At 73.5% G+C, this 12,743-nt stretch carries 8 protein-coding genes; 3 read left to right on the top strand and 5 right to left on the bottom strand.

Features of this window, described 5'->3' with window-relative positions; all coding sequences use genetic code 11:
* Window positions 1-229: 229 nt before the first annotated feature.
* The 4 genes from WME85_RS16110 to WME85_RS16095 form a co-directional block, all read right to left on the bottom strand.
* Entirely contained in the window at window positions 230-1,642 is a 1,413-nt protein-coding gene (locus WME85_RS16110) for an SGNH/GDSL hydrolase family protein (RefSeq protein WP_437839219.1), read from the bottom strand.
* Window positions 1,643-2,043: 401 nt separating this feature from the next.
* Window positions 2,044-3,255, bottom strand: coding sequence for an MFS transporter (locus WME85_RS16105; protein ID WP_437839217.1), 1,212 nt, complete (start codon window positions 3,253-3,255; stop codon window positions 2,044-2,046).
* A 165-nt stretch (window positions 3,256-3,420) separates the two neighbouring features.
* A complete protein-coding gene (locus tag WME85_RS16100) occupies window positions 3,421-4,542 on the bottom strand; it encodes a Kazal-type serine protease inhibitor family protein (RefSeq protein WP_437839215.1) in 1,122 nt (373 codons plus the stop codon).
* A gap of 135 nt (window positions 4,543-4,677) precedes the next feature.
* The gene (locus WME85_RS16095) at window positions 4,678-5,400 is read right to left on the bottom strand and encodes a hypothetical protein (RefSeq protein ID WP_437839213.1); all 723 of its coding nucleotides are present in this window, start codon (window positions 5,398-5,400) and stop codon (window positions 4,678-4,680) included.
* A 125-nt stretch (window positions 5,401-5,525) separates the two neighbouring features.
* On the opposite strand from WME85_RS16095, the gene WME85_RS16090 reads away from it, so the two are divergent.
* From WME85_RS16090 to WME85_RS16080, 3 genes are all read left to right on the top strand, one after another.
* Window positions 5,526-10,622, top strand: a complete 5,097-nt coding sequence (locus WME85_RS16090) for a sigma 54-interacting transcriptional regulator (protein WP_437839211.1) — start codon at window positions 5,526-5,528, stop codon at window positions 10,620-10,622.
* A gap of 383 nt (window positions 10,623-11,005) precedes the next feature.
* The gene (locus tag WME85_RS16085) at window positions 11,006-11,455 is read left to right on the top strand and encodes a BON domain-containing protein (protein WP_437839209.1); all 450 of its coding nucleotides are present in this window, start codon (window positions 11,006-11,008) and stop codon (window positions 11,453-11,455) included.
* A gap of 47 nt (window positions 11,456-11,502) precedes the next feature.
* Window positions 11,503-12,048, top strand: coding sequence for a DUF3341 domain-containing protein (locus WME85_RS16080; RefSeq protein WP_437310201.1), 546 nt, complete (start codon window positions 11,503-11,505; stop codon window positions 12,046-12,048).
* An 80-nt stretch (window positions 12,049-12,128) separates the two neighbouring features.
* On the opposite strand, the gene WME85_RS16075 is transcribed toward WME85_RS16080, so the two are convergent.
* The gene (locus WME85_RS16075; protein WP_437839207.1) at window positions 12,129-12,728 is read right to left on the bottom strand and encodes a cysteine hydrolase family protein; all 600 of its coding nucleotides are present in this window, start codon (window positions 12,726-12,728) and stop codon (window positions 12,129-12,131) included.
* Between the last annotated feature and the right edge of the window lie 15 nt (window positions 12,729-12,743).

The following is a 12,743-nucleotide window of genomic DNA, read 5'->3' as shown; positions in this document are numbered from 1 at the left end:
GCTAGAGCGACAAACGGGTTGAAACCACGAGAAAAAACAGGGATTTTCACAGGGAGGCGGGGAGGCGGGGAGGCGGGGAGCGAGAGACGGCAAGAGAAAGAAATTCATTTCTCTTCCTCCCCGCCTCCCCGCCTCCTTGTGAAATTCTCCGGGTCTCAACGTGATCGGTGTTCGCCGGGCGCGCACGAGCTCCACGCGCCCGGCCGTGCTCCCCGGAGCTACCTCGACGTCACTTGGTGAACAGCGAGAGGTCGACGGCCTTCGCCATCGTCTCGAGACCCGTCGGGTTCAAGTGCAGCCAATCGTCGAAGTCGAGGCTATCTTGCAGCTTCGAAGGATCGTTGGGGTCGCGGACCGCCGCGTCCAGATCGATGACCGCGTCGTACTCGCCGCTCGTGCGGATCCACGCGTTGACCTCCTGACGGGCGGCCTCGCGCTCGGTGGTGTAGTAGTCGTGGCCGTTGAACGGAAGGATGGGCACGCCGTAAACGAGCATCCCCTTGTCGTGGGCCTTGTCGATGAACTCGCCGAAGGCCGAGATCAAGCCGTCCGCGACGGTCGGGCCGGAGCCGGCGGCGGAGGTCCCGATGTCGTTCACGCCCTCGAAGATGACCAGCCAGCGCGCGCCGCGCTGGTCGAGGACGTCGCGCTGGAAGCGGGCCTTGGCTGTCGGCCCGAGCCCGCCGGACAGCACGTTGTTCCCGCCGATACCGAGGTTCAGCACGGCCACGTTCTCGGTCCCGGGATTGGCCCGCAGCCGCCGCGACAGGAAGTCCGGCCAGCGCGTGTTCCCGTTCGTGACCGAGCCGCGGCCATCCGTGATCGAGTCGCCCAGGATGACGATCGCCGCAGCCGTCGAATCGGCCATGACGTCGAGCCCGGTGATGTAGTACCAGTGATCGGTCTTCACCGGAGAGGACAGCGCCGCCGACGAGACCCCATCACCGGTCTGGATGTACGAGGTGGTCCGCGAGCCCGGGTGCCCGGTGATCCCGTTCGGGACGTTGCCGAACCGGATGGTCACCGCCAGCTTGCTGATGGGCTTGAGGCTGTAATCGACCGGATCGGAGAAGACAGCCTCGCCCACCGGGATGGTCACCGAATCGGCGCCCGCGAAGGTCAGGGCGTGATCGGTGCCCGTGTCGATGCCGTCGTCGGTCGTCGAGTCCGCGATGTGCACGGACTGCATGGTCACCGGCCCGTCGCCGAACTCGTTCGAGAGCCGCAGCCGCACGTTGCTGCCGCCGATCGAGGTATACACGACCTGACGCAGGGTGTTGTTGGCGAGGCCCGGCGCCGGCGGATTGTTGTTGGTCTCGGTCAGCTGCGGGCCGGTCGTCCAGGTGCCGACCCAGCGCCGCTCACCGGCGCTGCCGCCGGCGCCGCCATCGCCCCCCGACCCGCCGGTGCCGGTCGCTCCGCTCGCGCCGGCCCCGTTGCCGCCGCCGCCCTCCCCGCCGTCGCCACCTTGCCCGGTGCTGCCAGCGCCGCCGCCGGTGGCGCTGGAGGTCGTCGGCGCGCCGGACGACGCTGACGTGGTGGTCGAGCCGGAGCCGCTGGTCGAAGCCGTGGATCCGGTGGAATCATCATCGCCGCAAGCGGCGACCGATACAAACAGAAGAGCCCAGAGAATTTTCCGCATGGTCATCAACCCTCGAAAGGTTGCTCCGTTCGTGATCGCCCGAGTTCCCCCGCGGCGCAGCGCCCCAGCCCTCTGCCCCTTCAGCCCATCCGGCGCAAGATCGGCAGATCCAGATAGATCCCCGCCCTGCGTGATGCGGCTACCGGGCCGGTCAAAGAGTTCAATCAGATGGCAGCGTTGCCCGCCGTCGGTGCCGGGCGGCGCGCGCGAGAGCGCGAGTCGATGCCATTGCTCCTCACACGCGCGCTCTGCTGTACCACACGAGGATTCGAGGGCCTACACGTTTCACCGCCGCACGACGCGCGGATGGCCTCATTGGGCGAGGCCGCGTTACGATCGGTAACACCTCGGCGGCATCGCGGTGCGGCCGGCAACACGGGGCCACGCCGCGCCACGGCCTGTCATGCGTGGTCCGGATCGAGGGGGCGGCGTGGTCCGCGGGCGCCCCGCGCCGACCAGAGCCACAGCAGCGCCAGCGCCGTCGCCGACATGCCCCCGCCCGCCGCGCACACGCCGCCCCACCCCCAGCGCGTCCAGGCCGCGGTGCCGAGCCACGCCCCGGCCGCGCCGCCCACGAAATAGGTCGTCATGTAGATCGTGTTCATCCGGCTGCGCGCCTCGGGCCGGAGCGAGTAAACGCGCGCCTGATTCGAGATCTGGTTGGCCTGCGCCCCGAGGTCGAGCAGCACCACGCCGAGCGCGACGCCCCACAGCGACCGCCCGAGCAGCCACAGCACGCCGAAGGAGGCGAGCAGCACCGCGATCGCGAGCGCGTTGATCCGCCGGTCGCCGCGCACGTCCGCGTACCGGCCGACGAGCGGCGCCGCCGCGGCCCCGGCCACGCCGACGAGGCCGAAGAGGCCGGCCGTCTGCGGGCCGTGGTGCTCGGGCAGGCTCTCGAGGTAGAGCGCGAGCGTGGCCCAGAACGCGCTGAAGGCGCCGAACGTGAGCGCGCCGAGCGCGGAGTGCAGCCGCAGCACCGGCTCGTCGCGGGCGAGGCGCCCCAGCGAGCGGAGGAGGGCGAGGTACGGCATCGGCGTGACGGGCGGCTGCGCCGGGAGCGAGAGGCGCAGCACCGGGCCGAGCGCGAGCATCACCCCGGCGGCGAGCCAGAACACGGCCCGCCAGCCGAGGTGCGTGCCGACGAAGCCGGCCACCGTGCGCGACAGCAGGATGCCGATGAGGAGCCCGCTCATCACCATGCCCACGACGCGCCCGCGCTGCGCGTCCGGCGCGAGCTGCGCCGCGAACGGCAAGATCAGCTGGGGCACGACGCTCGCGATGCCCACGGCGAAGCTCGCGGCGACGAGCCACGGCAGCCCGGGCGCGAGCGCCGCGCCGACGAGGGACGCGCTCGCGAGCGTCGACATCACGACGATGAGCCGCCGCCGCTCGTGGCTGTCGCCGAGCGGCACGAGGAAGAGCATCGCCGCCGCGTACCCCACCTGCGTCATCGTCGGCACGAGCCCGAGCAAGCCGCCCGCGGGGGCGCCAAAGGCGCGGCCGATGTCGGCGAGCAGCGGCTGGTTGTAATAAAGGTTGGCCACGGTGGCGCCCGCGGCCGCCGCCATCAGCCAGACCAGCCCGGGGCGCAGCGACCCGGGCGAGGACATGGAGGAGGTCTGCATGGGAGAAGGAGGGCAGCGCAGGCATACGCCGCGTGCCCTCCCGCATCAATCGCACAAGCCTGTCCGGCTTCCCCTGATCAGGGAGGGAGAGGTGCGGGAGCTATCGAGTCGCGTCGCGGCACGCGGCGCGGCCGGCTCCCGCGGCGCCCGTCACCCGCGGGGGCACTCGCCGAGCAGCGCCACCGAGACGCCCGACTGGTGCGCGGCGCACGCGTTGCTGTACGTGCGGTCGTCGCAGCCGCAGACCGGGTCGTAGTTCGCCGTGCACGCCTCCGGGATCACCTCGCAGGTGCCCGTCTGGTCGGCCGCGCCGCAGATCGCATCGAGGCTGTAGTTGCAGAAGGACCCGGGGTCGCACGCGAAGCCGGCGAGGCCGCCGCAGATCTGCCCAGGGGCAGGCGCGCACTCGCCGCGCGACGCGACCGACACGCCCGCCGCGTTCGCGGCGCACTCGTTGCCGTACGTCTCGCCGTTGCAGCCGCAGACCGGGTTGTACTCGAACGTGCACGCCTCCGGGATCGGCGCGCAGGTGCCCGGCGCGTCGAACGTGCCGCACGCGGCCTCGGGCGCGAAGTTGCAGAAGAACCCGGGCTCGCACTCGACGCCGCCGCGGGAGCCGCAGAGCTGCTCGGGGGGAGGCTCGCACTCGCCGCGCGACGCGACCGACACGCCCGCCGAGTTCGCGGCGCACGCGTTGCCGTACGTCTTGCCGTCACAGCCGCAGACCGGGTTGTACTCCTCGGTGCACGCCTCGGGCGTGGGCACGCAGACGCCCGTCTGGTCGGCCGCGCCGCACTGGGCGTCGGGCGCGAAGTCGCAGAAGAACCCGCGGTCGCAGGCGAGGCCCGCGATGCCGCCGCAGATCTGCTCGGGGGGAGGCGCGCACTCGCCGACCGACGAGATCGACACGCCCGCCGAGTTCGCCTCGCACTCGTTGCCGTACGTCTTGCCGTCACAGCCGCAGACCGGGTTGTACTCCCTCGTGCACGCCTGAGGGATGCGCTCGCAGGTGCCCGTCTGGTCGGCCGCGCCGCACATGGCCTCGAGCTCGTAGTCGCAGAAGAAGCCGCGCTTGCAGCTGAGGCCGAGGAGGCCGCCGCACGCGCTACCCACGTGCCCGCCGCCGCCCCTCACCTCCTCCGCGCCGGAGTCGGTGTCGGTGCTCCCGTCGCTCACGTCCACCTGACAGCCCACGGTGAGCGGGATCATCGAGAGCGCGAGCCAGAGGACGGAACCGATACGGCTGCTCTTGATACGATTCTGAACGTTCATGATCTTCCTCCAACAGAGGCCCCGCCGCTGCCGGCGAGGCGAAAGACACGAGCGAGCCCCCTCCCCTCTCGAGAAGGGGCCCCTGGCGCCGAGCGCGAGCGCGGCGCGAGATCCGATGTCGTCTCCCCGGCCGGTCTAGTCGGGGAGCGTGAGCGTCAGGGCGCGGCGAGCGGTCTCGGGCGCCGTGATGTCGAGAAACAGCACGTCCTCGCGCTCGATCCCGCCGCCGTCCGCGCTGACGGTGACGAGGGTGGACTCGCCCGCCGGCACCACGAAGGCCGCCGCCGGGCTGACGCTGAACGGCCCGCCTTCGCGGCGCAGGCGCGGCGCCTCGATGGACACATCGTCGGCGCACGTGTTGCGGACGACGATGTCGCGGGCGCCGCCCTCGAGCGCGACCCACACCTCGGGCTCGGTCTCGAGGCACGGCAGGAGATCGAGCACCCGCTCCGTGGACCCGGCGGGCGACGCGGCGAGCAGCAGGTCCACGGGCGTCGAGCGGCGCTCGTCCTGCTTCACCTGGAGCCGCAGGACGTTCTCCGTCGAGGCGTTCAAGGTGATGAGGAAGCCTCCGTCCTCGTTCACCTCCGCGAGCACCGGCGCGTCCGTCGTGTCGAGGTTCGTCACGACGATCAAGCCCTCCGCCGGGTCGACCGCGCCCGGCATCCCCTCGAGGGAGATCTGGTTCTTCAGGATCGAGATCTCCCCGCTCACCCCGATCAGCCCGCCGTCCAGGATCGGATCGCGGACCGGCGGGCTCGGTTGCGGGCTGACGACGCAGCCGCCGAGGAGCACCGCGAGGAGCGCTCCGACGGCGCCCCGCCGGTCTCCGTGTCTGGCTGTGGTCCGCGTCGCCATGCCCTTCCCTTCAGCAAGGGTAATGCCGAACGAAAAGACGCGGAAATACGCGCGAAATTCAAGGCACAGGTGTCTCATTTAGTGTCTCACTGTCTCAGGTGGCACATCGGTGATACACTGTGCACGTGATCCCCGCCGAGGGAACCCTCGTCGCCCGCCGCTACCGGCTGATCCGCCCGCTGGGGCGGGGCGGCCTCGCCACGGCGTGGCTCGCGCGCGACGAGGCGCTGGGGCGCGACATCTGTCTCAAGCTGCTCGGGCGCGCGCGCAGCGCGGAGCGGGCGGCGTTCCGCGGCGAGTTCAGGATGCTGGCGGGCCTCTTCCACCCCCACCTCGTCCGGGTGCACGACTTCGGCATGCTCCGGGAGACCGGAGAGCCGCGGTTCTACTTCACCTCCGAGGCGGTGCTCGGGGCGCCCCTCGACGAGTACGTGACAGGCCGGCGCTTCGAGGAGGTGCGGGCCGCGATCGTGGACGTGCTCGACGCCCTGCGCTTCCTCCACCGCGCGCGCATCCGGCACGGCGACGTGAAGCCGGCCAACATCCTCGTGGGCGCCTCGGGGCGCGCGGTCCTGATCGATCTGTCGTGCGCGGCGCGGGTCGGCGCGCGGCCTGACGGCGGCGTCTCGGGCACCCAGGGGTTCCTCGCGCCGGAGGTGATCCGCGGCGAGCCGGCCGACGGCCGCGCCGACCTCTTCTCGCTCGGCCGCACCCTCGGCGCGATCGCCCCGCTGCTCGCGGAGCCGCTGCCGGAGGCGATCGGCGGGCTGGCCGAGCGCCTCGTCCGGCCCGAGCCGCGCGACCGGCCCGCCGACGCGGGCGAGGTGCTCGACTGGGTGGGCGCGTCGCCGCGCGCGCTGGCCCCGCCGCCGCCGGAGCCGCCCCACCTCGTCGGCCGCGACGCGGAGGTGCGCGCCGTGGCCGAGGCGCTCGCGGCGCTCGAGCGGGGCGAGCGCGGGCCGCGCCTGTGCGTGATCGCCGGGGAGCCCGGCTGCGGGAAGAGCCGCCTCCTCCGCGAGGCGAAGTGGAGCGCCGAGCTCCGGATGGAGGCCGTCGAGGGGTTCGCGCGGGCCAGCGCGCCGGTCGCGTCGATGCTCGGCCGCGCGACGGGCGAGGAGGGGCTGCCCGCCGGGGCGCTCGGCGCCCTGCGCGCGCACGAGCGGCTGACGCGCGGCCGATCGGGGGCCGGGGCAGAGCCGCTGGTTCTCGTGCTCGACGACGCGGACGAGGTGTGCGGGGCGGACCGGGAGATGCTCGAGGCGCTGGTCCGCCTGCTGGGCCCGGAGGATCCGGTGCTGCTCCTCGCGACCGAGCGCATCCCGCACGGGGGCGGCCGGGCGCCGCTCGCCGCCGTGGCCGCCGAGGCGGGGCAGAGCGCGCGCGAGGTCGCGCTGCCGCCGCTCGGGCGCGAGGCGGTGCAGCGCTGGATGGACGACATCGGCCTGGGCGACGCGACCGAGGCCGTGCTGCGCGCGAGCGCGGGGTGGCCGGCGGACCTCGTGGTGACCGCGGGGCGGGTCGCGGAGAGCGGGGACGTCGCGGGGCTCGACGCGACGACGCCCGGGGCGAGCGCGCGCTACGCGCTGCGGCTGCGGGGGCTGCGGGGGACGCTGCGCGACGCCGTGGCGACGCTGGCCGTGCAGGGCGGCGCCGTGGCCGACGAGGAGCTGCCGTCGCTCGGGCTGCCGGTGGCGCACCTGGCCGAGCTCGCGGCCCGCGGCGTCGCCGCCCGCGCCGCGGGGGGCTGGACGCTGACGCGCGCCGGGCCGATCGCCGCCCTGCTGGAGGCGCTCGGGGGCGAGGCGGTGCGCGCGGCGCACGCGCGGGTCGCCGGGGCGTACCCGGCGCGGGTCGAGCAGCAGGTGCTGCACCTCGCCCTGTCGGGCGACGCGGGGGCCGCCGAGCGCCTGTTCCTGGCGCGCCGCGCCGAGCGCGACGCGGACCCGCGGCGGTGGGCCGCGGCCGCGGAGGCGCTGCTCGAGGCGGCGACGGCGGCGGAGACGCGGCTCGAGATCGCGTCGACCCTCCAGCGCGGCGGCCGCGCGGCGCGGGCGCGCGAGGTGCTGGAGCAGCTGCTCGCCGCGGGACAGGAGGCGGGGGTCGGCGCGCGGCGGGGGCAGGCGCTCGTCCGGCTGGGCGCGTGCCTGCTCGAGCTGGGCGACCCGACCGGGGCGCTGGCGCGGCTCGAGGAGGCCGAGGGGGCCGAGCGGGAGGCGGGGGGCGCCGCGGCGTCGTCGCCGTTCACGCCGCGCGAGCGCGCGGGCCTGGCGGACCTGGCGAGCCGGGCGCTGCTGCGGCTCGGATCGCACGCGGAGGCGCGCGCCCGCGCCGAGCCGGCGCTCGCCTGCTGCGACGACCCGGAGGTGCTCGCGAGCCTGCACGAGGACGTGGGCGTGGCGGCGAGCTACCTCGGCGAGCGCCGGCTCGCCGGGCTGCACCTGGGGCTCGCGGCCGGGCTGCACCGCGACCGGCGCGCGCCGCGGGCGCTCGTGCGGGCGCTGTCGTACCAGGCCATCGACGCCTTCCGCGCCGGGGAGGTCGAGCCGGCGCTCGTCGGCTACCGGCAGGCGCTCGCCACCGCGGAGGAGCACGGCCTCGCGGACCTCGTCGCGCGGTGCAGCCTCAACGTGGGTACGGCGTGCCACCAATCGGGCGAGCTGGGCGAGGCGCTCGCCGCCTACGAGCGCGGCGCCCGGCTCGCCTCGGCGCTGGGGCAGGCCGACCTGGTGCTCGTGCTCGACTTCGACCTGGCGAAGCTCTGGGCCGACGTGGGGGCGTTCGAGCGCGCCGCGCGCGTGGCGTCGCGGGTGGAGGCGGAGGCGGCGCGGCGGGGGGCGCCGTTCTTCGCGGCGGCGGCGGCGTCCGTCCTGGGTGATTGCGCGCTCGCGGGCGGCGACGCCGAGGAGGCGGCGCGGTGCTTCGAGCGCTCGCGGCGGGGGTTCGAGGCGCAGGGCGCGCAGCGGGAGGTCGTGGAGGAGGAGCTCGAGCTGTGCCGGGCGCACCTGGCGCGCGGCGCGCTGGGCGAGGCCCGCGCGGCGCTGGGACGGGCGCGCGAGCACGGCGCGGTCCGGGAGGCGCCGGACCTGGGGGCGCGCGCCGCGCTGCTCGAGGGGCGGCTCGCGCTGCTCGAGGGCGGTGACGGCAACCTCGGTGAGGGCGACGGCAACCTGGGTCGGGCCGACGGCAACCTGGGTCGGGCTGACTCCAACCTGGGTCGGGCCGACGCCAACCTGGGTCGGGCTGACTCCAACCTGGGTCGGGCCGACGCCAACCTGGGTCGGGCTGACTCCAACCTGGGTCGGGCTGACGGCAACCTGGGTCGGGCCGACGCCAACCTGGGTCGGGATCTCGCCGCGGCCCGGGAGCTCCTCGAGCGCGCCCTCGGGCTCGCCGAACGCGCGGCGCAGCCGGATCTCGTCGCGGACGTACGCCTGGCGCTCGCCGACGCCGAGGAGCTCGCCGGCGAGCCCGAGGCCGCTGCCGCGCAACGGGCGCGCGCGACCGCCGCCTGGACCGCCATGGCGCGATCGCTTCCCGAAGCGCTGCAGCACGCCTTCTGGACGCACCCCCGCCGCCGCGCCGCGCGCCCCGCGCCAGCCGACGCCGCGCCGCCGCCAGGGGGCGCCGAGGCCCAGGCGCAGCCCGCGTCCGGGCGCGCCGCCAAGCTCGAGCGGCTGCTCGAGGTGTTCCGCAAGCTCAACTCCTCCGTCGAGACCGCCGACATCCTCGCCATGGCCATGGACGCCGCGATCGACCTCACGGCCGCCGAGCGCGGGTTCCTGCTGCTCGAGCAGCCGGGCGGCGAGCTCCGCGTGACCGTCGCGCGCAACGTCGACCGGGAGAAGGTCGGCAGGAGCCACCTCAAGTTCAGCTACAGCATCGCCGAGCGCGCGATCGCGACGCAGGAGCCCGTGGTCACCGTGGACGCGCAGGAGGACGAGCGCTTCCGCGAGCACGCGTCGGTGCACGCGATGCGGCTCCGGTCCGTGATCGCCGTGCCGATCCGGTCGCCGGACGGCGTGCTCGGCGCCCTCTACCTCGACAACCGCTTCCGGCGCGCCCGCTTCGCCCCCGAGGACGTCGACCTGCTCCTCGCCTTCGCCGACCAGGTCGCGCTCGCGCTGCGCAACGCGCGGCTCGTCGAGGACCTGCGCCGCCGCACCGTGGAGCTCGAGGCCGAGCGGCGCCGCGTCGAGGAGCTGCTGCGCGGGCAAGCCGCCGAGATCGACCGCCTCCAGGAGGAGGTCCTCGTGCGCCAGCAGGCCCTGGAGCACCGCTACGATTACGGCGCCATCGTGGGGCGCGGCCCCGCGCTCCGCGCGGTGTTCGCGACCCTCGACCGCGTGGTCGACACGCCGGTCAGCGTGCTCGTGACCGGCGAGAGCGGCACCGGCAAGGAGCTCGTCGCGCGCGCCATCCACTTCGCCGGCCCGCGCAAGGCCGGGCCGTTCATGGGGATCAACTGCGCCGCGCTCCCCGCGGCGCTGCTCGAGTCGGAGCTCTTCGGGCACGTCCGCGGCGCGTTCACGGGGGCCGACAGGGACCGGACCGGCCTCGTCGTCGCGGCGCGCGGCGGGACGCTGTTCCTCGACGAGCTGGGCGAGATGCCGCTCGAGGTGCAGGCGAAGCTGCTCCGCGTGCTCCAGGAGCGGGAGGTGCGCCCGGTCGGCAGCGCCGAGGCCGTGCGCGTCGACTTCCGCCTCGTGTGCGCGACGAACCGCGATCTGCTCGCCGAGACGGCGCGCGGGCGCTTCCGCGAGGATCTCTACTACCGCGTCGCGGTGGTCCAGATCGGGCTGCCGCCGCTGCGCGACCGGCTGGAGGACCTGCCGGAGCTCGCCCTCCACTTCGTGCGCCGCGCCGCCGAGCAGCTCGGCCGCCCGGCTCCGCTGCTCTCCCGCGAGGCGCTGCGGCGGCTCGGGCAGCACGGCTGGCCCGGCAACGTGCGCGAGCTGGAGAACGTGATCACGAAGGCCGTCGTGCTCTGCGACGGCCGCAAGATCGGACCCGATGACGTCGACCTGCCCCGGTCCCGCGACCGCGGCGGCCGCGGCGCGCCGCGGTCCCCGGGCGACGAGCGCGCCGCGCTGCTCGGCGCGCTCGAGCGGACCGGATGGAACGCGCTGCAGGCCGCGCGCGAGGCGGGGATGTCCCGGGCGACGTTCTACCGGAAGCTGCGGCGGCTCGGGATCGAGCGCCCGACGAGCGCCCGCGAGGACTGACCATGTCCGCGCCCTCGCGCGCCGCTCGATCTGACTAGCTCCAACGCCGGCGACGCGCGCTCTTCGCGCATCCGTCACAGGCGCACACGCCACAGGCGCACGCGTGCCGCAGTTTCGTCCGCGATGACCGATTCTCCTGATCTCGATGGCGGCTGCACGGGGCAGTTCGCCTCACGTGGGGCGGTCCGCCATGAACTTCACCATGAGCCCGGTTGCCGCCCTGCGGCGCGGTCCAGTTCACGGATGAGCCTTTCACGATGCAGCGCGGAAAAAGCCATCTCATCAGCGCGGGTGAGCTCCGGCATTGTCCGTCCTGGCCAGAGAAGCGACCCGACAGGCGCTCTCTGCTCGCGGTGGCCCGCGCCTTGCGAGGGCGCCGGGGCATGAACACAGCGAAACTCTTCCTCTTGATGTCTCTCTCGATCGCGGCCGCGGCTGGCTGCGACAGAGCGGAAGGCACGCCTCGCTCGGACAGCAACAACACCGCGACGGTGCCGGGCGAGGTCGCCCAGCGGGCGAACAACCCCACGCCCGCGGCGGCTGACAACACCGACAAGAACGATCGCGATCGCGATCCCGCCGCGCTGACCCCCGGGGATCAGGGCGAGAACGAGACCGATCGCACGATCACCCAGAAGATCCGGCAGGCGGTCGTGGCGAACGACACGCTGTCGATGAACGCCAAGAACGTCAAGATCATCACCAACGGGCAGGTCGTCACGCTGCGCGGCCCGGTGAAGAGCGACAAGGAGAAGGCCGATATCGCCGCGATCGCACAAGGGATCCCGGGCGTGCAGAAGGTGGATAACCAGCTCGAAGTCGACGTTGACTGAACGAGCTCGAGCTGACTGAACCAGTCCGATCCGAAAGGAAGACACCAATGGCAACGAAGAAAGCGGTCCTGGGCCTCGTGAGCACGCTCGCTCAGGCAGACATCATCGTCGGCGAGCTCCAGCGCGCAGGGTTCCTGACCAGCGACATCTCGGCGCTGTTCCCGGACAAGCACGGGACGCGGGACTTCGCGCACGAGAAGAACACGAAGGCGCCCGAGGGCGCGACGGCAGGCGCCAGCGCGGGCGGCGCGCTCGGCGGGACCATCGGCCTGCTCGCCGGCATCGGCGCGCTCGCCATCCCGGGGCTCGGGCCGTTCATCGCGGCCGGCCCGATCATGGCCGCGCTGAGCGGCGCCGCGGCCGGCGCCGCGCTCGGCGGCGTCACCGGCGCCCTGATCGGCCTCGGCATCCCCGAGGTGGAGGCCAAGCAGTACGAGGGCAAGATCAAGGGCGGCAACATCCTGATCTCCGTCCACGTGGAGAACAGCAACGAGCGCGCGCTCGCCAAGCAGGTCCTGGAGCGCGGCGGCGCCACCGACATCGCCGTCCTCACCGAGGAGGGCCTCTCGACGAAGGACAGAGCGCTCGCCTGAGCGCTGCTCGCGTGATCGCGCGATCGCGTGACGCTTGACCAAGAGCAGCTGCCCGCCTGAAGCCCTCCCCCCCAGCGGCGTCAGGCGGGCAGTCGCTCGAGGTCGATCTCGTCGGACGGGGTGACGTCGGCCTTGAGGAAGCGCTGCATCTGGCGCAGCGCATAGGCGTTGTCCTCCTCGCCCTCCGACGCGATGCAGTCCGAGGGGACGAGCAGCCGGTAATCGCGCATGTAGGCGTCGTTCGCCGTGAACAGGACGCAGATGTTCCCCGCCATGCCGGTGAGGATGAGCGTCTGCACGCCGAGGGATTCGAGCAGGATCTCCAGCGTCGTGCCGTAGAAGCCCGAGTGCTTGGGCTTGAGCACGAAGTAATCTTCCTCTCCAGGCCGCAGCAGCGCCGCGATCTCGCGGCCGCGCACGCCGTCCTCCAGGCAGTGCTCGATCTGCCGGTGGAAGTTGGACTGCCACCGACCGAAGTTGTCGTTCACGTAGACGGCGGGGATGCCGGCGTCGCGACACCGCTCCTTCAGCGCCCGGATGCGGTGCGCCATCGGGAGCCCGTGGGCGAGCAGCCGGTCGCCTTCCGGGAACTCCAGGTCGTTGATGACGTCGATGAGGAGCAGCGCCGTCCGGCTGTCGTCCGGCGCAGCTCCGTGCAGATCGTGGGTCCGACGCGGCATGTTGGCTGTTCGTTA

This window comes from Sorangium sp. So ce1153, assembly GCF_051521595.1.
GTDB lineage: Bacteria > Myxococcota_A > Polyangia > Polyangiales > Polyangiaceae > Sorangium.
This window is presented reverse-complemented; position numbering and strand designations above follow the sequence as displayed.